Annotated in this window: 20 protein-coding genes; 7 read left to right on the top strand and 13 right to left on the bottom strand. The window is 64.6% G+C overall.

Annotated features, from left to right (window positions below; translation table 11 throughout):
- Positions 1 to 46: 46 nt before the first annotated feature.
- The 4 genes from PQR42_RS44255 to PQR42_RS44240 are packed head-to-tail and all read right to left on the bottom strand — an operon-like array spanning position 47 to position 5,075.
- Positions 47 to 922 carry an efflux RND transporter periplasmic adaptor subunit gene (locus PQR42_RS44255; RefSeq protein WP_408389775.1) on the bottom strand — a complete coding sequence of 292 codons (876 nt, stop codon included), beginning with the start codon at positions 920 to 922 and terminating at the stop codon, positions 47 to 49.
- Positions 923 to 935: 13 nt separating this feature from the next.
- A complete protein-coding gene (locus tag PQR42_RS44250; RefSeq protein WP_012433767.1) occupies positions 936 to 1,136 on the bottom strand; it encodes a DUF1656 domain-containing protein in 201 nt (66 codons plus the stop codon).
- Positions 1,126 to 3,336 (bottom strand): FUSC family protein, encoded by a 2,211-nt coding sequence (locus PQR42_RS44245; protein WP_408389777.1) that lies wholly within the window; start codon positions 3,334 to 3,336, stop codon positions 1,126 to 1,128. Before PQR42_RS44245 ends, PQR42_RS44250 begins: the two co-directional genes overlap by 11 nt.
- 2 nt (positions 3,337 to 3,338) lie before the next feature.
- Entirely contained in the window at positions 3,339 to 5,075 is a 1,737-nt protein-coding gene (locus tag PQR42_RS44240; protein WP_408389779.1) for an efflux transporter outer membrane subunit, read from the bottom strand.
- Positions 5,076 to 5,230: 155 nt separating this feature from the next.
- Between PQR42_RS44240 and PQR42_RS44235 the strand changes: the two genes are divergently transcribed.
- Together PQR42_RS44235 and PQR42_RS44230 are read left to right on the top strand one after the other, a co-directional pair.
- A complete protein-coding gene (locus tag PQR42_RS44235) occupies positions 5,231 to 6,169 on the top strand; it encodes a LysR family transcriptional regulator (protein WP_408206613.1) in 939 nt (312 codons plus the stop codon).
- Between the two features lie 220 nt (positions 6,170 to 6,389).
- Positions 6,390 to 6,548: a hypothetical protein gene (locus PQR42_RS44230; protein WP_408389781.1), complete on the top strand. Its 159-nt coding sequence runs from the start codon at positions 6,390 to 6,392 to the stop codon at positions 6,546 to 6,548.
- A 260-nt stretch (positions 6,549 to 6,808) separates the two neighbouring features.
- Here the strand turns inward: PQR42_RS44230 and PQR42_RS44225 are convergent, their stop codons facing one another.
- The 5 genes from PQR42_RS44225 to wrbA all read right to left on the bottom strand — a co-directional run bounded on the left by PQR42_RS44225 (position 6,809) and on the right by wrbA (position 11,167).
- On the bottom strand, positions 6,809 to 7,531 hold the full coding sequence (locus tag PQR42_RS44225; RefSeq protein WP_408389783.1) for an SOS response-associated peptidase: 723 nt from the start codon (positions 7,529 to 7,531) through the stop codon (positions 6,809 to 6,811).
- Positions 7,532 to 7,749: 218 nt separating this feature from the next.
- Positions 7,750 to 8,556 (bottom strand): metallophosphoesterase, encoded by an 807-nt coding sequence (locus PQR42_RS44220; protein WP_408206607.1) that lies wholly within the window; start codon positions 8,554 to 8,556, stop codon positions 7,750 to 7,752.
- A gap of 50 nt (positions 8,557 to 8,606) precedes the next feature.
- The gene (locus tag PQR42_RS44215; protein ID WP_408206605.1) at positions 8,607 to 10,025 is read right to left on the bottom strand and encodes an FAD-binding oxidoreductase; all 1,419 of its coding nucleotides are present in this window, start codon (positions 10,023 to 10,025) and stop codon (positions 8,607 to 8,609) included.
- 54 nt (positions 10,026 to 10,079) lie between these two features.
- Complete coding sequence (locus PQR42_RS44210; RefSeq protein WP_408206603.1) at positions 10,080 to 10,568, bottom strand: DUF2069 domain-containing protein; 489 nt, start codon at positions 10,566 to 10,568, stop codon at positions 10,080 to 10,082.
- Entirely contained in the window at positions 10,565 to 11,167 is a 603-nt protein-coding gene (gene wrbA, locus PQR42_RS44205; protein WP_408389786.1) for an NAD(P)H:quinone oxidoreductase, read from the bottom strand. Before wrbA ends, PQR42_RS44210 begins: the two co-directional genes overlap by 4 nt.
- 121 nt (positions 11,168 to 11,288) lie before the next feature.
- Here wrbA and PQR42_RS44200 point away from each other — a divergent pair, with 121 nt between their 5' ends.
- Positions 11,289 to 12,602, top strand: coding sequence for a YihY family inner membrane protein (locus tag PQR42_RS44200; protein WP_408206600.1), 1,314 nt, complete (start codon positions 11,289 to 11,291; stop codon positions 12,600 to 12,602).
- Positions 12,603 to 12,646: 44 nt separating this feature from the next.
- Here PQR42_RS44200 and PQR42_RS44195 read toward each other — a convergent pair whose 3' ends face one another.
- The 3 genes from PQR42_RS44195 to PQR42_RS44185 all read right to left on the bottom strand — a co-directional run bounded on the left by PQR42_RS44195 (position 12,647) and on the right by PQR42_RS44185 (position 15,328).
- Positions 12,647 to 12,967 (bottom strand): Mpo1-like protein, encoded by a 321-nt coding sequence (locus tag PQR42_RS44195; RefSeq protein WP_012433756.1) that lies wholly within the window; start codon positions 12,965 to 12,967, stop codon positions 12,647 to 12,649.
- A gap of 178 nt (positions 12,968 to 13,145) precedes the next feature.
- Positions 13,146 to 13,979 (bottom strand): alpha/beta fold hydrolase, encoded by an 834-nt coding sequence (locus tag PQR42_RS44190; RefSeq protein WP_408389788.1) that lies wholly within the window; start codon positions 13,977 to 13,979, stop codon positions 13,146 to 13,148.
- A complete protein-coding gene (locus PQR42_RS44185) occupies positions 13,976 to 15,328 on the bottom strand; it encodes an O-acetylhomoserine aminocarboxypropyltransferase (RefSeq protein ID WP_408389790.1) in 1,353 nt (450 codons plus the stop codon). Before PQR42_RS44185 ends, PQR42_RS44190 begins: the two co-directional genes overlap by 4 nt.
- A gap of 241 nt (positions 15,329 to 15,569) precedes the next feature.
- On the opposite strand from PQR42_RS44185, the gene PQR42_RS44180 reads away from it, so the two are divergent.
- The 4 genes from PQR42_RS44180 (at position 15,570) to PQR42_RS44165 (ending at position 21,255) form a co-directional block, all read left to right on the top strand.
- Positions 15,570 to 16,031: a CBS domain-containing protein gene (locus PQR42_RS44180; protein ID WP_132373686.1), complete on the top strand. Its 462-nt coding sequence runs from the start codon at positions 15,570 to 15,572 to the stop codon at positions 16,029 to 16,031.
- 279 nt (positions 16,032 to 16,310) lie between these two features.
- Entirely contained in the window at positions 16,311 to 18,248 is a 1,938-nt protein-coding gene (locus PQR42_RS44175) for an MFS transporter (protein ID WP_408389792.1), read from the top strand.
- Positions 18,249 to 18,622: 374 nt separating this feature from the next.
- Positions 18,623 to 19,723, top strand: a complete 1,101-nt coding sequence (gene aroC, locus PQR42_RS44170; protein WP_408389794.1) for a chorismate synthase — start codon at positions 18,623 to 18,625, stop codon at positions 19,721 to 19,723.
- Between the two features lie 53 nt (positions 19,724 to 19,776).
- Complete coding sequence (locus PQR42_RS44165; protein WP_408389796.1) at positions 19,777 to 21,255, top strand: tetratricopeptide repeat-containing glycosyltransferase family protein; 1,479 nt, start codon at positions 19,777 to 19,779, stop codon at positions 21,253 to 21,255.
- Positions 21,256 to 21,318: 63 nt separating this feature from the next.
- Here PQR42_RS44165 and PQR42_RS44160 read toward each other — a convergent pair.
- Positions 21,319 to 21,409 (bottom strand): 4Fe-4S dicluster domain-containing protein (locus tag PQR42_RS44160; protein WP_143031905.1); only part of this gene is annotated, 91 nt, incomplete at its 5' end.

Below are 21,409 nucleotides of genomic sequence, written 5' to 3'. Positions count from 1 at the left end.
AAAGAATTCAAGGAAAGGCCAACACCACAAGGAGCACAGAAAAAAATCAGCCAGCCTTACCGACCGCAGGCATAACAACAACAGTACAAGTAATCCCAGCAGCAAGCACAACATCTTCGGGCACCGAATCAATCCTAACCCGCACCGGCACACGCTGAGCCAACCTAACCCAATTAAAAGTAGGATTCACATCAGCGAGCAGCTCACGACTCTCAGGATTATCCCGATCATAAATACCCCGAGAAATACTCTCGACATGCCCCTGCAAGGTCCCCCCACTCATCAACCGAACTTCGGCCTTATCCCCGACGCGCACATGAGGAAGCTTAGTCTCCTCAAAATACCCATAAACCCAAAACGAGTGACTATCGACAATAGCGAGCTTAGCGGCGCCCGCAGTCGCATAATCCCCACGAAACACGCTGAGATTAGTGACATACCCATCAACCGGCGACACCACCCGCGTCCGCGAAAGATTCAACTTAGCCGCATCCAGAGCAGCCAAAGCCTGCTGATAAGAAGCCTCCGCAGCCGAAGCCGTATGAGTCGCATTCTCCCGACTCTCTTTAGACACGACCAAAGCATCCATATCCGCCCGCCGCTGCGCATCATCGCGCTTCATCTGCAACTCAGCCTTTCGCGCGGCCACCGCAGCCTGCGCCTGCTCAACCGCAATCTCATAGTGCGACGGATCGATCTGCATCAACAAATCGCCCTTCTTCACCAGTTGATTGTCCTTCACAGGCAGATCCACAACCGCGCCTGAAACATCCGGCGCGACATTCACGATCTCGGCGCGCACGCGCCCATCGCGCGTCCAAGGTTCATCCATGTAATGAACCCACAACACGCGTCCAATCAAAATCGCGACGATAAAAATAACGGCTGTCGCGACGAAGCCCACAACATTTCGGATGGTCATGTTTCGACTCTGATCAACGATAAACGGCGAGACCCAGCACGCCGCACACACACACGAGCAAGCTGGCCCGGAACAAGGACGGATGCCACACCACGCGATACACGCCCGTATAGGCGATCACGCGGTCCAGCACCCAGGTAAGCGCGGCGCCGGCGATGAACAGCAGCACGATGGCCGGCACGTAGGCGTCGAAAACGGCAATATCACGTGGCATGACGAACTCCTTCTGACGCGTCGGCACGTCCGCTCATCAGCGGTTCAAGCGGCGATTGCGGATCGAGCAGCGCGGTACGAATGAAATGCAGTTGACTCAAAATGCGTTGCAGCCGATGCCGCTCTTCACGCGGCGGCGTGAAAGTGGCCAGCATTTGCTGAACGGCGGCGATGGCATCGGTGGTCGCGGCAAGCGCGCGATCGAAGCGGTCCTCACGCGGCCGCTCGAATAGCGCGGCCAGCGCATCGCGCATCGCACGCAACGCGACGCGCCACGGCATCGACTTCGCATAGCGGGCGTCGGCGGGCAGCGCCGCGACTTCGCGGCGCAAGTCGATCATCGCGTTGCCGACTTCGAGCACCGAGAAGAGCCAGCGCAGCGTGTCGCGTTTGAGCTCGGGCTCGTTCTGCGCGAGCGCGTTGATCTGGAACATCAGATCGCGCGCGCCGCTCTCGAAGCGCGAACGCACCCGGCGCATGCCCGCGCGACTCGCCAGCACCACCTGACGGCGCAGATCCACCAGCAGGCGATTGCGCAGCCACGGCGTCGACGGCGGCAGCAACACCGCGAACGCGATCGACGACACCAGCATCGACAGCACGAGCGCCATCGCGTCGTTCATGAAGGCGCTCGGGTCGTAATGAATCACGTTGTCCGGGCCGGCCAGGAAACAGAAGAAAATGCAGTAGCCGACGCCGTAGCCGGCCAGTGCGGGCCGTGTCGTCATGAACACGCCGAGCAGCAGGAACGGCGTGAGCGCGGCACACAGCAGCGGGAAGCCGTCGATGCGCGGAAACACGCCATACACCGCGATCATCCCCATCACCGTGGCGACCAGCGTGCCGCCGGCCATCTGGAACGCGGTGCGCTTCGGATTCGGCGACGACGACGCCAGCGCGCAAATGGCCGCGGCATTCAGCGTCAAGGTCGAACCGCTCGGCCACGCGGTCGCGATCCAGAACGCGCCGAGCGCCATCATCACGATGGCGGCGCGTACGCCCGCGACGCCCGCCGCGATCGCGTTCGTCTTCGGTTCGTAACGTTCGATCCAGCGCTCGCGCTCGTGCGTATCGACGGCAAGCGACGCGTATGTGGCCGCATAGGCATGCAGATCGTCGATGAAGCGGTACAGCAGTTCGGCACCGGTGTCGAAGTCGAGCAGCGGTGCCTCGGGATGCGCTTCCAGTTCGGCACGTGTCGCGCGCACGCGTTTGGGCAACTCGGCTTTGTAGGCTTCGAGTTGCGCAGCGGCGTGCGCGGCGTCGGCGGCGCTCAGCACCGGCTCGCCGGATTTGGCGAGCAGCGGGGCGATTTCCTTGAAATACGGTTCGAGCGCGTCGATCGCGGTCGCCGCGCCGCTCGTGTTCGTGTTGCGCAAGCGGTTCATCAACTGATGCAGCGCGTGAAAGCGCGTCGACGCGGTCATGAACTCGCTGTTCAGACGCGCGAGACGTCCGCCGCGCATGCGCGAATCGGGACCTTCGAACACGGCCACGCTGCGCGCCGCTTCGAAGCCGACGATGTCGGCGACAAAGCGCGCATTGGTCGCTTCGATCTGCGCACGGTCGTTACGGCCGGCGAGCGACGCCGACACATACTCGACGAACGCCGAGAAACGCGCGCGCACGGTGCCGCGCATCTGCAAGCCGGCGAACTGCGGAAACACGAGGCCGCTCACCGCGCCCGCGCAGACGATGCCGACCACCACTTCGGCCACCCGCGTGAGCGCGCTCAGAAACGCGCCGTCCGGATGTTGCGAGGCGGGAATGCCGATCAGCGCGGCGGTGTAGCCGGCTAGCACGAAACCGTACGAGCGGAAGTTGCGGTTGCGCGCGGCGCCCGCGGTGCAGATGCCGACCCAGATTGCGGTCGTGGCGATGAACAGTTCCGGTTGCTGCGCGAACAGGCCGATCAACGCGAGCATCACGACGAGACCGACCAGCGTGCCGCAGATCCGGTAGAAGCTCTTCGCGAACACCATGCCGCTTTGCGGCTGCATCACGATGAACACGGTGGTCATCGCGGTCCGCGGCTGCGGCAGGTCGAGCTTCATCGCGACGCCGAGCGCGAGGAAGCAGGCGGCGAGCGCTTTGAAGAGGTAGATCCAGGTGAGGCCGTCGTTGCGCGCCCAGTCGGCGGCGGCCGCGTATAACGCGGCGAACGACGCCGGGCGCGAGGCGGAAGTAGGGGCTGCGGGCATGGTCAGCTTCCTGACTTGGCCGGCAGGGCAGCGGCGGACGGGACCGAAGTGGCCGTTACTGCGCTCATTCCGCTAGCGTTCGCACCGCTGGCAGCAGCGGGCGACGGTTTCACGGCGCTCGGCCCGGCGTTCCGCGCGCGGTCTGTGTCAGCGGTGGCCGGTGCGGCTTTCTCCAAGCGGCCAGCCGACTCGGCTTTTGCCGACGCATTCGCGGGCACGGCTCCAGCGTTCGAGCCCGCCGCTGCCGCCTTGCCCTTGCCATGTGCCGGCAGCGTCTCATTCGCCTGCGGACCATTGGCCGGATCGTCGAGCCCACCACCCAACGCCGTGACCAGCGACGCATGCGCGCCCAGCCGTTCGGCCTGAATCTTCGCGACGCCTTCCTGCGCGCGCAGCAACTGGTTTTGCGCGATCAGCACGTTCAGATAGTCGGTCAGGCCGCGCCGGTAACCTTCGCGCGAAAGCTCGTAGTTCTTGCGAGCGGCCGCGACCGAACGGTCGGCGTCCTCGGCCTGGGTGGCGAGCGAGCGGATGCGGATCACCTGATCGGAGATGTCCTTGAGCGCGCCGACAATCGACTGGTTATAGCTATCGACGGCTTCGTCATAGCCCGCCGACGCCGCGCCGAGTTGCGAACGCAGCCGTCCACCATCGAGGATCGGCAGCGACAGCGCCGGACCCGCGCTCCAGCTATGCGACGGATTCTTCAGAAACTGGAACAGCGGCCCCATCGCCGCATAGCCGCCGATCGACGCCAGCAGGTTGATGTCCGGATAGAAGTCCGCCTTGGCGACATCGATGCCACGCGCTTGCGCCGCGACCGTCCAGCGCGCCGCGACCACGTCCGGCCGATGGCCGATCAGGTCCGCCGGCAAGGCGCTCGGCAGGCCGGCCGGCGCGTTCAGCGAAAGCGTCGGGCGCTGGATCGAATCGCCCGCGGCCGGACCCTTACCGGCCAGCGCGGCCAGCTGATTGCGGCCGAGCGCGATCTTTTCTTCGATTTCGTCGATCTGGCGTTCGTATTCCGGCAGCGGCGTTTCGGCCTGGCTCACTTCGAGTTGCGTGCCAATGCCGCCTTTCAGACGCCGGTTGGCCAGATCCACGATCTGCTGCTGTTGCTGCAAGGTGGCCTTGGCGATGTCGAGCAGCGCGTAGTTCATCGACATCTCGATGTACGTGCGCACCACGTTGCCTTCCAGTTCGAGCTGGGCGGCGCGCGCATCCGCCGCGCTCGCGTGGGCGGCGTCGAGCGCGCGCTCCGCGGCGTTCTTATCCTTGCCCCAGATATCGAGGTGATACGACAGACCGAGCGTGCCGGTGTTGTTCCACGATTGCTCGCCCGCGAGCGGTCCCGGGCCGTAGTAGAGATTGTCGGCCCACTTCTGGCGCTGGATCGACAGGCTGCCGTTGACTTGCGGCGACAAAGCCGAGCGGGCGACACCCGCCATCGACATGGCTTCGCGCACGCGCGCCTGGGCGGCCGCGAGGCTCGGATTGCCAGCCTGGGCGTCTTCGATCCATTGATTCAGCTGCGGATCGTTATAGGCGCGCCACCAGTCGACGGCCGGCCATTGGGCGTCCGCATTGGCGGCGCGGATCGCGTTGCCGGCGTCGAGCGAAGCCGGTTCGATTCCGCTTGCTTGCGGCGCGACGCCTCCGGTACTTGCACAGCCGGCGATTGTTAATAGGATCGTAAGAACCGCGGCTGCGGCGATCCCTTTGCGTACCGGAGACTGCACGATTTCCTCCAAAATTGATTATAGAAGCATGTGCGTCATTATATTTTTCGATTGATTGGGGAATAACCGGTAAAGATGCAAGGCATTTTTACGGGATATGAGACAATCGCCTTTGCGAATCGTGTAACAATCGCTTCCGATCACATGGGAAAGTTATGGATACGCTTCAAAACATGCGCGTATTTGTCCGCGTCGTTGAAGCCGGCAGCTTCACGGGCGCCGCGCAGCATCTGAATACAACCACGGCCTACGCGTCGCGCGCGGTGTCCGATCTGGAAGCGCATCTGCGCACGCGCCTCCTGAACCGCACCACGCGCCGCATCGCGCTGACCGAAGCCGGCGAGCGCTACTTGCAGCGCTGCGAGCAGATCCTCGCGTACGTGGATCAGGCCGAAGCCGAGGCGAGCGACGCCCACGCCCGGCCGTCCGGCAAGCTGAAGGTCCACGCCATGACGAGCTTTGGCCAGCACTATGTGGTTCCGGCCGTCGGCCGCTATCAGGACCGCTACCCGGACGTGCATATCGAACTGACGCTCGCGCAGCGCATGCCCGATCTGCTCGACGAAGGCTTCGACGTGTCGCTCACGCTCGCCACCGGTCTGCCGGATTCGGGGCTGGTGTCGCAACGGCTCGGCAGCGCGTTCAGCATTGCGTGCGCGTCGCCTGCGTATCTGGAGCGGCACGGCGTGCCGCAAACGCCGGCTGACCTCGCGCGCCATGCGTGTCTGCAAATGGTCACGCCGGTGTTCCCGACCGATAAATGGACCTTCGACGGTCCGAACGGCGAGGAAACCATCGCGCTCGGCGCGACCACCTTTCAGGTGAATGTGGCCGAAGCCATGGCGGTGGCGGTGTCGAGCGGCATGGGCGTCGGGCTGATTCCGATCTACTCGGCGATCAGCGGTTTGCGAAAGGGCGAACTCGTTTGGCTGTTGCCGGAATACACGTCGCAGGAAATGAATCTGTACGCGTTGTACCCGTCCCGACAGTATCTGGACGCCAAAATCCGCACGTGGGTCGAGTTCCTGCGCGACGAACTGCCCGCCACGCTAGCTGCCGATCAGGAGGAACTGCGCGAGTTCGCGCGCACCTGAAGCCTCGCCGCGCGGGCGTTTCGAGGATTGCCGATGGTCCGCCGGGAGATAGCGCGAGTGCCTGTTACATAACTGCCGCGTCGCAACATTTCCTTACTTCTGCCGCGCGGTCGATTTGCTAACGTGTCGTTCATGCGCTGCGGTATTGCACCGGACGCGCCCAGTTCGCCGCCGTTCGGCAAATCGCTACAAATCGCAACGACAGAAGGACGAGGGATTCATGGATACGCATCTGATGATCGGCGTGGCCGTCATGTTTGGCTTGATCGGGATCGCCGCATCGCGCGATTTGCTCCGCCGCCTGCGCGAACAGCAGCCGCAACTGGTGCCGGTCAAGGTCGAGCGTTCGGGTTTGCAGGGTCAGCGGCGCGACCGTTGAGGATTGGCGTGGCGCCACTTTAGCGGGCAGCCTGTTTTGTGTTCTTCGGGCGGTCGCGGTCGACCTACGTCCCGGGCTCACGTCTGGCGCATACATTCAGTTCAGCGCAGCGATCGGGGTTTCCGTCCTGCTGCGTCGCGGTTAACTCACGTTCCGGTCTCACGTCCAGCACTTACATTCAGTTCAGTGCAGCGATCGGGCGCTTCCGTCCCGCCGCGTCGCGATTGACCATATTCCGCGCTCACGTCCGTCGCTCAAATTCAGTTCACTGCTGCAATCAGACCTGGCTCGTCGTTGAGCGTGCGGTCCACTTCGTGGCTCACCCGATGCCAGCGAAAGCGCCCGGCGGCCAAGCCCGCGCTGCGCGTCAACTGCTCGAGTTCGTCGAGCGGGAGCTTCGGGTCCAGCCAGCGGCGCGCCGCATCGGGCGCAAATGCCAGCGGACGGCGGTCGTGCACGTCGATCAGGCCCGCGTCGGCGATGGCCGTCACGATCACCATTCCCATGCCTTCCGTCTGCGGTTCCGTGCCGCGCACGCTCGAGAGCGCCGCGAGATACATGGGCAAGTCGCTCTTCAGATGCACGAAGTAGGGCCGGCGGCTCGGCGCTTCGTCCAGTCTGTCTTTACTTTCCGCGATGGCGGCCACGGGTGCGGTTTCCGTGCGCCACTCAAACCAGCCGTCCGCCGGCACCAATACCCGTCCGGTTTTCCACAGTTCCTTGAAGTACCGCCCGTTCGGCGCAGCGTAGGCACGCGCGTTGATCGTCTGCGGCAGATGCTGTTCGCGTGCCCAGTCCGGGCAATAACCCCAGTGGATCGCGTGCACCGTCTGATCCGGGTAGACGGCGAGCGGGTGGGTGCCGGGCGCGAGGTTGTAGCCGGGACGGCGGTCGGCGGCATCGAAGAGCATGAGCGGATCGGCGAGGCCGAGGTGCTCCGTGTAGAGATGCGGATCGCGGTACTGGCTGATTCGACCACACATGAGCGACCTCCGGAGACGACCGGCCTGGGTTTCGACGACCGCGGTTGGATGACCGCGGTTCGACAACCTCGATAGCGTAGTGCCTGCCGTGCGGGCCCGCTACCCAGATCGGCCCCAAGGCGGACAACCCGGGCGAGCGCCCCGAGCCAACCCAAGCCAACCGACTCAAGCCGAAGCCGACCCAAGCCGAAGCCGACCCAAGCCACCTCAGGTGCCCGCTAAATCTCGACGACCTTATCCCACGCAAAGAGCGGATTTTCCAGCAGACCGGTGCGCCGGTCGAGATAGCCGCGCGGATTGCAGACCACGCGCGTGCCGTTCACGTTGTAGTCGAACGGCGTATGCGTGTGCCCATGAATCCACAGCGCGACAGGCGGGCCCACGAGGTCCGGCAAGTGATTGACGAAGCCCGCCGACACGAGGTCTTGCGCATAACGCTCGGCCAGACTCAGCCGATGCGGCGCGTGATGCGTGACGACGATCGTCTTGCCGCCGAACGGCCTGGCGAGTTCGCCTTCGAGCCAGGCGCGAGCTTGCCGGTGCAGCGCAAGCGAATCGTCGGGCGTGAAATCGCGTGTTGCGTCGTGGGTGTCGTGCGGCCAGTTCATCTGGATCAGCCCGCGGAAATCGAGCATCACCTTGCGCGACGCCTCGATCGATTCGGCGAGCCGGTCCGGGTCGTTTCCGTATAACGCGAAGTCGGTCCACAAGGTCGTGCCGAGCACGCGCCACCGGCCTTGCGGGTCGACCAGCGCGGCGTTGTTCAGCACGTGCACGTTATCGACCTGCGCGGCCGCGTCGTAGAGCGCGGCGTCAAGCGCGCTGAACTCGCCGTCGTAGTACTCGTGATTGCCGGGCACGTACACCACCGGCACGGCGCCGTCGAAAGTCTGCGCCGCCCAGCGCGGTCCGGCCGCGTGATTGTGAATGTCGCCGGCCAACACGATCAGATCCGCCTGCGCATGCGGGATCAGCTCGGGTTCATCGTTCTCCAGATGCAGATCGGACAGCACTCGAATCTTCACGACCACGACTCCTGTACGGGGCTCCGCAAGGGAACGCGGAGCATCAGACTCTAGCGTAGCACCTTGCCCGGATTCATCAGATTCAGCGGATCGAGCGCGCGTTTGACGGCGCGCATCAATTGCACTTCGACGTCCTGCTTGTAGTGCATCGCCTCGTCGATCTTCAACTGGCCGAGCCCGTGTTCCGCGCTGATGCTGCCGCGATGCCGGTGCACGCTGTCGTAGACGATCTGGTTGATCGGGCTCTGGTATTGCGCGAGGAACGCTTTCGCGTCGCCGCCCTCGGGCGCCTGCACGTTGTAGTGCAGATTGCCGTCGCCGAGATGGCCGAATGTCACCATGCGCGCGCCGGGCACGGCCTGCGCGATCGCCGCATCGGTTTCCTCGATGAAGTGGCCGATGCGCGAGATCGGCACCGCGATATCGTGCTTGATGTTCAGGCCTTCCTCGGCCTGGGCGAGCGGAATGTGTTCGCGCAGATTCCAGAACGCGCGCGACTGGCTGAGATTTTCCGCGACCACCGCGTCTTGCACCAGACCGTCTTCGAGCGCCGTTTCCATCAGACGCTCGAACAGCCCACGCGCGTGTTCCTCGCTTTCGCTGTCCGACAGTTCGAGCAGCACGACTTGCGCGTGCGGCTCGGCGAACGGATAGCGCATCTGCTCGAAATGCCGGCCGACGAGGCGCAGGCAGAAATCCGACATCAATTCGAAACCGGTCAGGAGCGGCCCGGCGATGCGTTGCGTGAGCGACAAAAAGTCGAGCGCGGCATACGGCGAAGCGAGCGCGGCGAGCGCCGTGACGCGCGCAGCCGGTTGCGGATGCAACTTGAGCACGGCGGCGGTGATGATGCCGAGCGTGCCTTCCGCGCCGATGAACAGGTCGCGCAGATCGTAGCCGGTATTGTCCTTACGCAGTCCGCGCAGGCCGTCCCACAGTTCGCCTTGCGGCGTGACCACTTCGAGGCCGAGACACAATTCGCGCGCGTTGCCGTAGCGGAGCACGCCGGTGCCGCCCGCATTGGTGGCGAGATTGCCGCCGATCGTGCAGCTGCCTTCGGCGGCGAGGCTCAAGGGGAACAGGCGGCCGGCCTCGGCGGCGTGCTTCTGCACTTCGGCGAGGATGACGCCGGCTTCGACCGTGATCGTATTGTTGTGCGGATCGATGTCGCGCACCCGGTTCAGACGCCGCAAGCTGATGACCGCCTGCGCGCCGCTTACATCCGGCGTGGCGCCGCCGGCGAGACCCGTGTTGCCGCCTTGCGGAACCAGCGCGATGCGATGCTCGACGGCGAGCTTCATGAGCGCCGCGACTTCGTCAGGCGTGGCCGGGCAGAGCACCGCGCACGCCGCGCCGGTGTAACGGCGCCGCCAGTCGGTCAGGTACGGGGCGGTGTCGTGCGGATCGGTCAGCACCTGCGCGCCGCCGATGGCGTCGCGGCAGGCGGTGAGGAAAGCGGTTTGGGTCATGGTGGTCGGTCAGCGTATTCGGGCGGAAATGTCAGGTGAGGCGGAGCCTTTTCGTCAGCCGGTGGTGTTGGGCTGCTTTGCGGGCTGGTTGGCGGCCTGTTTTGCAGCCCGCTTCGCCGCGCGTTTGAACGGCGCGACGTAGGCCAGCGTGCAGACGAAAAAGACCACGGAGAGCACGGCTTCCAGCCAGCCGAGACCGGCGCTCAGCCCGCGGTCGCTCCAGCCGCGCACAATGCCTTCGGCAAAATACAGCAAGATCAGCATCGACGCCCATTGCAGCGTATAGACCCGGCGCCGCCAGACGCCCGGTAACGCGAGCAGCAGCGGTACAGCCTTGAGCACGAGCGCCGAACCGCCAGGACGCAGCGGCGCGAGCCACCATTCCCACGCGACGGAGAGGGCGATCAGCGCAACCAGGGCAGTGGTGGCGCCGAGCGCGGCAGCGCGATTTCGCGGCACGGGCAGCGCGGTTGGGGGCGTGGGCGCCTGCGTTGCGGTGTCGGCGTTCGACGCGCTGGCTGGTTGGGCGTGCGGCTCGTTCACGGCCTATCACTCATGGATGCCGCCGTGCGCGCGACGCGTGCACCGAGCGCGATGGCGAGCGTCTTCTCGTCCGCCGAGATGCCATGTTCGGCGCTCCCCGCACGCGCGAAATGCGACGCGCCGTAAGGTGTGCCGCCGGTTTGCGTGGTGCTCAGCGCGCTCTCGGTGTACGGAATGCCGACGATCAGCATGCCGTGATGCAGAAGCGGCAGCATCATGGAAAGCAGCGTCGATTCCTGGCCGCCGTGCAAACTGCCGGTGGACGTGAACACGCAAGCGGGCTTGCCGGAGAGCGCGCCGGAAAGCCACTGCGGCGTGGTGCCGTCGAGGAAGTATTTGAGCGACGCGGCCATGTTGCCGAAGCGGGTAGGCGAGCCGAGCGCCAGACCGGCGCATTCCTCCAGGTCGCGCAGTTCGACGTAGGGCGGGCCTTCGGCGGGAATATCGGGCTGGGTCGCTTCGCAGACGGTGGACACCGCCGGCACGGTACGCACGCGCGCCTGCATGCCGGGGACGCTGTCGACGCCGTGCGCGATCGCCAGCGCGAGCTCGCGCGTGGCGCCGTGACGGCTGTAATAGAGCACGAGAATGTCTTTCATAGGCCTCATCGGTGAACGGGTATTATAGGGGCTGGGTCCGCTCCACAGGCCACCCATAGCCGTTCGGCCAGGTCGCGCGCGCGGTCCTGAAACACCGGTACATGAAGCAAGGAGGTGGGGTTTGTTGTCCAGGGTGCGTTTCGATCTCGACACGCTCAAACGGCTCGCGCAATTTGCCGCGCAGCGCAGCAGCGAAGACCGCATTCCGCAGGTGGCCGGCAGCCTCACGTTCACCACCATGCTCTCGCTCGTGCCGCTCGCCACGGTCGCGTTCGCCTTGTTCACCGCGTTTCCGATCTTTGCTTCGTTCCAGATGTCGCTGCAGATTTTTCTGGCCGACCATCTGATGCCCGCGCAGCTCAACAGTCAGATTTTCAATTATCTGAACCAGTTTGCTTCGAAGGCGAAGGGGCTCACGACCATCGGTATGATTTTTCTGTTCGTCACCGCCGTGATGACGATGATGACGGTCGAGTCCGCCTTCAACGTGATCTGGCGCGTACGCAAGGCGCGGCCGATCGCGCAGCGCATTCTGGTGTATTGGGCGATCATCACGCTCGGGCCGATTCTGATCGGCGTGAGCCTGTCGATATCGTCGTACCTGTTCACGCAATCCATGACCTTCACGGCGGCGCAACGCATGACGCCGGTCATCGAGTGGGCGCTCACCGGCGCCGCGCTGCCGCTCACGGCGCTCGCCTTTACGATTCTCTACGTCTACTTGCCGAATTGCCGGGTGGAATGGCGTGACGCGGTGATTGGCGGCGTGACCGCGGCGATCGCTTTCGAACTCGCGAAGCGCGGCTTCGGCTATTACGTGCGGCGCATTCCGACCTACACGGCGGTGTACGGCGCATTCGCTGCCGTGCCGCTGTTCCTGGTGTGGATGTACCTGTGCTGGTTCATCACGCTCGCGGGCGCGATGATCGCGTCCGCGTTGCCGGCCATTCGCATCGGCCAGTTTCACCGGCCCGTCTTCGAGGGCAGCAATCTGTTCGACTCGCTCGAACTGCTCGCGCGGCTCTCGGAAGCGCGCGAAGCAGGCAAGCGCGGCTACACCGTGCCCGAACTTTCGCGGATGCTTCGTCGCGATATGGACACCACGATCAACCTGCTGCAAAAGCTCGAGGAGATCGAGTGGATCGCGCGCTTGCAGGAGGACGGCATGCGTCCGCATTTCCTGCTGCTGGCGAATCCGGCGCAAATCACGGTCGAGCGCCTGTTCGCGCTGTTCGTGATTGACCGGGCGGAGCTCGAGTATCAGCTCCAACTGGCGTCCACCCGCGTGGATGGCCAGATGTTGCTGGCGGCGCTCGAAAACGACAAGCTGAAAGTCACACTCGCCGCGTTGCTGGCGGCGCGCGCGGCCGCTCGCGCGGCGCGTGCCGAGCAGAGCGAATCCGGCACACCTTCCATGCCGCATCAGGCGGCTTGAGTCGCGCGGAGTGCGTACTGGTCGGCGCTGAAACTACCGCATCGCTACAACGAAATCTTCCCGACGCAGATGTCCTTGAACATCACCCAGTCGCCCATCAGGCTGTAAAGCGGATGCCGGAAGGTAGCCGGCCGGTTCTTCTCGAAGAAGAAATGTCCGACCCAGGCAAAGCCGTATCCGCAGATCACGGCAGCGGGCAGCCACAGCCAGTCGCCGGTGGCGAGCGCCATGGCGAGACAGCCGATGACGCCGAGCGATCCCACGAAATGCAGCCGCCGCGAGACCGTGTTGCGATGCTCGCTCAGGTAGTACGGATAGAACTCCGCGAAACTCGCGAAGTGATCGGTGTGCGCGGTTTGAGCCATCACGGCCTCCGGATTGCGACGCTTCTCGATGCTTCAGCTCGTGCAAACATGCCAGACACACGCGCTCGAAACAGGACAGGCTTGATCCATTGTGCGGCTATCGGGCGACGCGCGCAACCTGGCCATTCGGCCGATGGCGCGCCGCCTCTCGCGCGGTTATCGTGGTGGCTCGCAATGTCTATCGAACCTCGCGAGGTGCTTTGGAAGCGAAGCTGAAGAGGGCGTCGAGCGTGGCGTCCGGTTGCTCGGTCATGAGCGCGTGGCCGGCGTCGAGCGTGACCGTGTCGACCGGTACACCGGCTTGCGCCAGGGCGCCCGCAAGCGCTTTGGCGGCGCGCGGCGGCGTCATCGCATCGCGCCGGCCGACGATCAGGCGTGCGGCGCAGCGCACCTGCGCAGCGCGGGCGAGGCCGTCCGCGTAGCTGTTGCAGGCGGCGAAGTCGGTGTGGAACAGGTTCGGTTCGCCGCTTGCCGAGACACGCTCCATCAAGCGCTGGTTCATGCCGTGCAGCCAGAAGCCGGGGCCGGGGCAGGAGGGTTTGGCTGCGAAGGTCGAATGCGACCACTCGTTGACCATGGCAATCGCTTCGGGCTCGCGGTGCAAGGCGGCGTCGAGCAATGCGTCGGAGACAGCCATCGGTATCGCTGTTGCAAGCAGGGCGAGGTGGGTTGCCCGCTCCGGATAGCGGCCGGCGAAGTCGAGCGCGATCAGCGAGCCCATGCTGTGGCCGGCCACGAATGCCCGTTGCACGCCGGTGGCGTCGAGCAGCGCGGCCAGCCAGTCGGCCATGGCCGGCACTGTGGTCAGCGCCGGGCCCGCGCTGCGGCAGTGGCCGGGAAGGTCCACGGCCAGCACGCTAAAGCCGTGATGCGCGAAGTAGCGGGTTTGCAGCGCCCACACGCTGTGATCATGTTCGGCGCCGTGGATGAAGACGGCAGTCGGCAGGCTCGCATCGAACGCTTTGCCGCCGGTGTAGGCGTAGGCGGGTTTGCCTTGGACGGTGAGGATCATGGGGACTCCGGGCGGGGTTGGGCGGTCGAGCCGGATGCGCCGCTGCGCGGCGCGCTTGAACCGCTCGCTTTCTGCGCGGCCTTTAGCGCGCGCTTGAGGTCGTCGATCAGATCGTCGGGATCTTCGAGGCCGATCGAGAGGCGGATCGTGCCTTCGGCGATACCGGCTGCGGCGAGCGCGGCGGCATCCATGCGAAAGTGCGTGGTCGATGCGGGATGGATCACCAGCGAGCGCGCATCGCCGACGTTCGCGAGATGCGAGAACAGCGAGAGCGCTTCGATGAAGCTGCGTCCGGCGGCGCGGTCGCCGCGCAGATTGAAGCTGAACACCGCGCCGGCGCCGCGCGGCAGCAGGCGCCTGGCGAGCGCGTGGTCCGGGTGCGTCGGCAATTCCGGGTAGGCGACGGATTCGACCGCCGCGTGAGCCGCGAGGAATTCGACCACGCGGCGCGTATTGGCAACGTGCCGTTCCATCCGCAAAGGCAGCGTCTCGATGCCTTGCAGCAGTTGCCACGCGGCCTGCGGATGCAGGCATGCGCCGAAGTCGCGCAGGCCTTCGCGGCGTGCTCGCAGGAGGAATGGCGCGACGGTGCTTTCCTCGCTGAACACCATGCCGTGAAAGCCGTCGTAAGGCTCGGTGAATTCGGGGAAGCGGGCGGAGGCTTCGAAGTCGAACGTGCCGCCGTCCACCAGCACGCCGCCGATCGTCGTGCCGTGACCGCCGAGGAATTTGGTGGCCGAGTGATAGACGAAGTCCGCGCCGTGTTCGAACGGTTTGAGCAGGTAAGGCGTGGTGAAGGTCGAGTCGACCAGCAGCGGCACGCGGTGCTCATGCGCGATCTGCGCCACGGCGGCGATATCGAGCACGTCGAGGCCCGGATTGCCGAGCGTCTCGCCGAACAGCAGCCGTGTGTTCGGGCGCAGCGCGGCGCGCCACGCGTCGAGGTCGCCGGGCTTGACGAAGGTCGTCTCGATACCGAAGCGCCGCAACGTGTAGTGCAGCAGATTGTGCGAGCCGCCGTAGAGTGCGCTGGAGGCGACGATATGCGAGCCCGCGCCCATCAGCGTGGCAATGGCCAGATGCAAGGCCGCCTGGCCGCTCGCCGTGCCGATCGCGCCCGCGCCGTTTTCCAGTGCGGCGACCCGCTCCTCGAACACGGCCACGGTCGGGTTCGAGATGCGCGAGTACACGTGACCGGCGCGCTCCATATTGAAGAGCGCCGCGGCGTGGTCCGAGTCTCGGAACGAAAACGAGGTAGTCTGGTAAATCGGCGTGGCGCGCGCGCCGGTCGTCGGGTCGGGAGCAGCACCGGCGTGCAGCGCAAGCGTGTCGAAACGGTTGGCGGACATCCTGGGCGGCGGGGCCACGGACGGCCTCGCGAAAGGTGAAAGTGGCGGCCATCCTATCACCGGCATGCGGCGCTTCAAGCGCGGTTTTCCCGATGCGCGTACGCTCAGAAACACGGGTTCGAACCTGCGAACGCCCGCTGCGCCTTGGTGGGCGGGCCGCTTTCCTTTTATGGGCCTTTCCGCTAGGATCGAAAAACATCGATGCATTACCATGCTTAGCGGGCATTACGGGAGACAGATCATGCGAGTCAGCGACATCCTCAAAGTCAAAGGCAACACCCTATTCACGGTCACGCCGGACACCACGCTGCACGACGCAGTCAATGCCATGGCCGAGCACGACATCGGCTCGCTGGTGGTGATGGAATACGGCGATCTCGTCGGCATGCTCACATTCCGCGAAATCATTCTGACGCTGAGCGAGAACGGCGGCAGCGTCGGCACTTCCACGATCCGCAAGGTCATGGACGACCATCCGCTCACTTGCACGCCGGAAACGGATGTCAACGAAGTCCGCCGCATGATGCTCGAGCATCACGTGCGTTATCTCCCGGTGATGGAAAGCCGCACGCTGATGGGTGTGATCTCGTTCTACGACGTCGCCAAGGCGGTGGTCGAAGAGCAGGGTTTCGAAAACCGCATGCTCAAGGCCTATATCCGCGACTGGCCGGAAGAACAGCAGGATCAGCAGCCGGCGCGTTAATGCGCCGCGATTCACTGCGACGCGCTAGCCGTTGCTGTGAGCGCGAAGAGGCAGTCAAGGCGCGCGCGAAAGCGTGCGCTTTTTTGTGTCCGGCGCCGGGTTTGACCTCATGTCCTGCCTTTTATCCGATCCTTTGGGTGGCTTGATGCCGAGGCCGGTGCAAGCTCGCGTGATCGGTTCGCAGTTCAGCGCCGCGTGCCGTCCGGTGACTCGCCCACGCGCGATACCGCGCGTAGCGCTTTCTTCTTTGTCGTTCTTTTAGCCTGTTCACGGAACTTCATGAGCGATCGTCCGTTACCTGCTGCCCGCCGCGCCGCCCGTCAACACGAGGGGCACGAATCCCAGTTCCGGCTGCTCGGCCAGCGTCGCTTCGCGCCGTTTTTCTGGACGCAGTTCCTTGGTGCGATGAACGACAACGTGTTCAAGATCGGCTTCACGTCGCTCGTCACGTATCAGGCGGCGCGCTTTTCCGGAGTCGATCCGAAAACGGCGGCGTTCCTGATCTCGGCCATCTTCATTCTGCCGTTCGTGCTGCTGTCGGCCACCTCCGGCCAGATCGCCGACAAATACGACAAGGCGATGCTCACGCGCTTCGTCAAGAGCTTCGAAATCGTCGTGATGCTGATCGGCGGTGCGGGTTTCTGGTTGCATAGCGCGCCGCTTCTGTACCTGTGCACGTTTTTGATGGGCGTGCATTCCACCGTATTCGGGCCGGTCAAATACTCGTACCTGCCGCAGCATCTGTCGAAGGCGGAGCTAGTCGGCGGCAACGGCATGGTCGAAATGGGCACCTTTGTGGCGATTCTGATCGGCACGATCGTCGGCGGCGCGGGCGCGGGTTTCGTCGAACACGGCGCGGTGGTGCTCGCCTGCGCGTGCGTCGCGATCGCGGTCGTGGGGCGCGTGGTGTCGAGCTTCGTTCCTGTGACGCCGGCGCCGCAGGCGGATTTGCGGATCAACTGGAATCCGGTCAGCGAGACGTGGCGCAACCTGAAGCTGGCGCACGAAAACCGCACCGTGTTTCTGAGTCTGCTCGGCATTTCCTGGCTGTGGTTCGTCGGCGCGATCTTCCTGTCGTCGTTCTTCAGCTTCGCGAAGAATGTACTGTCCGCCGATCCGGACGTCGTGACCGTCCTGCTCGGCACCTTCTCGATCGGCATCGGCCTCGGCTCGCTGATGTGCGAAAAGCTCTCGAAGCGGCGCATCGAAATCGGCCTCGTGCCGCTCGGCTCGATCGGCATGAGCGTGTTCGCGATCGATCTGTTTTTCGCGAGCCACGCGCTGCCGCTCGCGGGACATCTGCTGAGCGTCGGCGAGTTTATTGTTCGGCCCGCCCACTGGCGCGTGTTGGCCGATCTGTTCCTGCTCGCCATGTTCGGCGGCTTCTACAGCGTGCCGCTCTATGCGCTGATCCAGAGCCGCAGCCAGCCGAGCCACCGTGCACGCATCATCGCGGCGAACAATATTCTGAACTCGCTGTTCATGATCGTCTCGTCGCTGATGGCCGTCGCCCTGACTTCGGCGGGCTTCAGCATTCCGGTGATTTTCCTCGTCACCGCGCTGCTCAATATCGTGGTGGCGACTTACATCTACTCGCTGGTGCCGGAGTTTCTGCTGCGCTTCGTCGCGTGGGTGCTGGTACACACGTTTTACCGGATTCGCCTCGTGCATGCCGAGCGGATTCCGGAAGAGGGCGCGGCCGTGCTGGTGTGCAACCACGTGAGCTTCGTGGACGCGATCGTCATCATGGCCGAGAGCCCGCGGCCGATTCGTTTCGTGATGGACCACCAGATCTTCAAGACGCCGTTCGCCGGCTGGGTGTTCCGTCACGCGAAGGCGATTCCGATCGCGCCGGCGCATCAGGATGCGCAGATGCTGACGCGCGCCTATGAGCGCTGCGCGCGAGCGCTTGCCGAGGGAGAACTGGTCTGCATCTTTCCGGAGGGCAAGCTCACCCGAACCGGCGAGATGAACCCGTTCCGTCATGGCGTGACCGAGATCATCCGGCGCACGCCCGCGCCGGTCATTCCCATGGCGCTGCGCGGCCTGTGGGGCAGTGTGTTTTCGCGAGCGGGCGACGCGCGCTGGCCGCGGCCGATCCAGAAGGGCGTCATGAGCCGTCTCACGCTGGCGGTAGGGGAGCCGATCGAGCCGGCGTTGGCGACGCCGGAGAAGCTGCAACAGATCGTCATCGAGTTGCGCGGGGCGCGGAAGTAGCGCCACCGCAGCGCTGAAGCCCGGCAGCGGCATCACGGAAAACGAAAAGATGCCCGCAGACGGGGGGCAGGCGCAAGGTGGTGGAATGCCCGCGCCGCCCGAGCGCCGGTTGCTCAGGCAGGCGGCGCGCAATATCGGCGCAGAAATTCCTGACTTGCGATGTTTTGCGCGCCCGCTGCCTGGGTGACCTAGGCAGTCGGCGATGCGAACATTCCTACACGGCGCAGCGTGCGTCCTGACAAACTGGGTGATCCGGCGGGAAGCGGACGCGCATGCACACCCTGGCCGATCGGCCAAAACGACCGCGCGGCGCGGTCCAGACGCCTCGAGGCTGGCATAATAGTACTTTCCCCGCATTTCTTTGGACGACGCCCATGTCCGGCAACACGCTCGGTACGCTTTTCACTGTCACGACCTTCGGCGAATCGCACGGCCCCGCTATCGGCTGCGTGATCGACGGCTGCCCGCCGGGCATGGCGCTCAACGAAGCCGACATCCAGTTCGAACTCGACCGCCGCAAGCCCGGCACGTCGCGTCACGTCACGCAGCGCCAGGAAGAAGACAAGGTCGAGATCCTGTCGGGCGTGTTCGAAGGCCAGACCACCGGCGCGCCGATCGCGCTCATGATCCGCAACACGGACCAGCGCAGCAAGGACTACGGCAATATCGCCGACACGTTCCGCCCTGGTCACGCCGACTACACCTATTGGCAGAAATACGGCATCCGCGACTATCGCGGCGGCGGCCGCTCGTCGGCTCGTCTCACGGCGCCGACGGTGGCCGCGGGCGCGGTCGCCAAGAAGTGGCTGCGCGAGAAGTTCGGCACTGAGATTCGCGGCTATATGGCCGCGCTCGGCGAGATCGACGTGCCGTTCGTCGACTGGGTGCACGTGCGCGAGAATCCGTTCTTCGCGCCCAACGCGGAGATCGTGCCGCAACTCGAAGCGTATATGGACGCGCTGCGCAAGGAAGGCGACTCGATCGGCGCGCGCATCAACGTCGTGGCGTCCGGCGTGCCGGTCGGCCTCGGCGAGCCGCTGTTCGACCGCCTCGACGCGGACATCGCGCACGCCATGATGGGCATCAACGCGGTGAAGGGCGTCGAGATCGGCGCGGGCTTTGCCAGTGTCGCGCAACGTGGTTCGGTGCATGGCGACGAATTGACGCCGGAGGGTTTCGTCGGCAATCACGCGGGTGGTGTGCTCGGCGGTATTTCAACCGGACAGGACGTGACGGTGTCGATCGCGATCAAGCCGACTTCGAGCATTCGCACACCGCGCCGCTCGATCGACAAGGCGGGGGAACCGGTCATCGTCGAAACGTTCGGACGGCATGACCCGTGCGTAGGCATTCGCGCCACACCGATCGCTGAATCCATGCTCGCGCTGGTGCTGATCGACCATGCGCTGCGCCATCGCGCGCAATGCGGCGACGTGGCCGTCAGCACGCCGAAGATCGCGGCGAGCGCGCCTTAACGGGCCTGCTTCAAGCGCCTCTGTACCCGTTCTGCGTGGGCAGTGCCGTCTCCATGACCGATCTCGATTCCGGGCCGTCAGCGAGCCACCTCGCGGGCCTGCGTGCGCGTGCCGCCTCGCCCGATGCCGCTGCCGGCGAGTGCCTGGCGTTTGGTCACGCGCTGCTGCAACACGCCGGCCGCGACAAGGCGAGCCAGCGCGAGGCACTTGCTGCACTGGTGCGCGCCTATCAACTCGATCCTTCCTGCGAACCCACGCTGCTGCATACGATTGCGCAAACGGCCTTCGTGCTGCGCGACTGGGCGCTGGTTGACTCCGCTACCGGCCTGCTGCTCTCGCGCAACGCTGAAGATGCCAACGCGCTGATCTGGCGCGCAGCGGCCGTCCAACAGCGCGACGACTTCGCCACCGCCGAGGCTCTGTTGCGCGAAGCCGTGCGCGTCGTGCCCGGCAATCCGGTGGCGCTTCACAAGCTGGCGTTGTGCATCAAGGAGCAGGCGCGGTTCGCCGAGGCCGAGGCATTGCTGAGGCAAGTACTGACGCTGTCGCCGGATAACGCCCATGCATCGTTCGATCTGTCGGAACTCGAGATTCGCAGCGGACGTTTTGCCGAGGGCTGGGCGCATTACGAGTCACGCAATGCGTTTGCGGCGGGCGAACTGAACAACGCGCAGCAGGCGCTCGCGGCGATCAGCGCGCATTGGCAGGGTGAATCGCTTGCCGGCAAAACGCTGGTGGTCTACGGCGAACAAGGCAATGGCGATTGCCTCTGGGCGGTGCGCTTTCTGCCGCTACTGGCCGAGCGGGCGCGGCGCGAGGGCGGTCGGGTGATTTTCGGCCACGACGGACCTTTGCGGCATTTATTCGAACGGATGCTGCCCTCCGATTTGCCGCTCGAAACGAGTCTGGAAACGCAGCCGGATTTTCATTGCGGGCTGATGAGCCTGCCGCTGCGGCTCGGCATTTTCGACGCAACAAGTTGGGGCGCGCCGTACTTAAACGCTGATCCAGCGCTTGAGCAGACATGGCGTGAGCGAGTCGAAGCGCACACGGCCGCCAGGCGAGGCAATCGCAAAGTCGGTCTGGTGTGGAATGGCAATCCGGACCATATCCGCGACATGCGGCGTTCGGTGCCCGTCGAGCAAATCGAACCGCTGTTGAACGTACCCGGCGTGAGCTATTTTGCTGTGTCGCCAGGGCGCGCAGAGACGGTCGCGCAGTGGCGTGCCAAGGGTCTCGACGTCGTCGATCTGACGCATCATTTTCAGTCCGGCTTCGACGATGTCGCGGCGTTGCTGACGAATCTGGATCTGGTGGTGACGATCGACAGCGGACCCGCGCATCTGGCGGGGGCACTCGGCGTGCCGACCTGTTTGATGATCGATCACGTCTCCGCCTGGTTCTGGGGCGATGGATCGCCGGAGACGGCGTGGTACGACTCGGTTGAGCTGGTTCGACAGCCGCGCGTCGGCGACTGGGCGCCGGTCGTGGCGAAGGTGCGGGAGCGGATTGAAGCGGTGGGGCGGAGTTGAGTTTTTTGCCTTCACAGAGCGAGCATTCAGAAGCAGGCGCTGCGAAGGCAAGTGAAGCGTCAATCACATGTTCGGATAGTTCGGCCCGCCGCCACCTTCAGGCGTGACCCACACGATGTTCTGCGTCGGGTCCTTGATATCGCACGTCTTGCAA

Source organism: Paraburkholderia sediminicola, assembly GCF_046027355.1.
Taxonomy (GTDB): Bacteria; Pseudomonadota; Gammaproteobacteria; order Burkholderiales; family Burkholderiaceae; genus Paraburkholderia; species Paraburkholderia sediminicola_B.
This window is presented reverse-complemented; position numbering and strand designations above follow the sequence as displayed.

What these genes read in the sequence shown, in the direction of transcription:
- PQR42_RS44255 (WP_408389775.1), bottom strand. Translation starts at nt 922, where the DNA reads ATGACCATCCGAAATGTTGTGGGCTTCGTCGCGACAGCCGTTATTTTT.
- PQR42_RS44250 (WP_012433767.1), bottom strand. Translation starts at nt 1,136, where the DNA reads ATGCCACGTGATATTGCCGTTTTCGACGCCTACGTGCCGGCCATCGTG.
- PQR42_RS44245 (WP_408389777.1), bottom strand. Translation starts at nt 3,336, where the DNA reads ATGCCCGCAGCCCCTACTTCCGCCTCGCGCCCGGCGTCGTTCGCCGCG.
- PQR42_RS44235 (WP_408206613.1), top strand. Translation starts at nt 5,231, where the DNA reads ATGGATACGCTTCAAAACATGCGCGTATTTGTCCGCGTCGTTGAAGCC.
- PQR42_RS44230 (WP_408389781.1), top strand. Translation starts at nt 6,390, where the DNA reads ATGGATACGCATCTGATGATCGGCGTGGCCGTCATGTTTGGCTTGATC.
- PQR42_RS44225 (WP_408389783.1), bottom strand. Translation starts at nt 7,531, where the DNA reads ATGTGTGGTCGAATCAGCCAGTACCGCGATCCGCATCTCTACACGGAG.
- PQR42_RS44215 (WP_408206605.1), bottom strand. Translation starts at nt 10,025, where the DNA reads ATGACCCAAACCGCTTTCCTCACCGCCTGCCGCGACGCCATCGGCGGC.
- wrbA (WP_408389786.1), bottom strand. Translation starts at nt 11,167, where the DNA reads ATGAAAGACATTCTCGTGCTCTATTACAGCCGTCACGGCGCCACGCGC.
- PQR42_RS44195 (WP_012433756.1), bottom strand. Translation starts at nt 12,967, where the DNA reads ATGGCTCAAACCGCGCACACCGATCACTTCGCGAGTTTCGCGGAGTTC.
- PQR42_RS44190 (WP_408389788.1), bottom strand. Translation starts at nt 13,979, where the DNA reads ATGATCCTCACCGTCCAAGGCAAACCCGCCTACGCCTACACCGGCGGC.
- PQR42_RS44185 (WP_408389790.1), bottom strand. Translation starts at nt 15,328, where the DNA reads ATGTCCGCCAACCGTTTCGACACGCTTGCGCTGCACGCCGGTGCTGCT.
- PQR42_RS44180 (WP_132373686.1), top strand. Translation starts at nt 15,570, where the DNA reads ATGCGAGTCAGCGACATCCTCAAAGTCAAAGGCAACACCCTATTCACG.
- PQR42_RS44175 (WP_408389792.1), top strand. Translation starts at nt 16,311, where the DNA reads ATGAGCGATCGTCCGTTACCTGCTGCCCGCCGCGCCGCCCGTCAACAC.
- aroC (WP_408389794.1), top strand. Translation starts at nt 18,623, where the DNA reads ATGTCCGGCAACACGCTCGGTACGCTTTTCACTGTCACGACCTTCGGC.
- PQR42_RS44165 (WP_408389796.1), top strand. Translation starts at nt 19,777, where the DNA reads ATGACCGATCTCGATTCCGGGCCGTCAGCGAGCCACCTCGCGGGCCTG.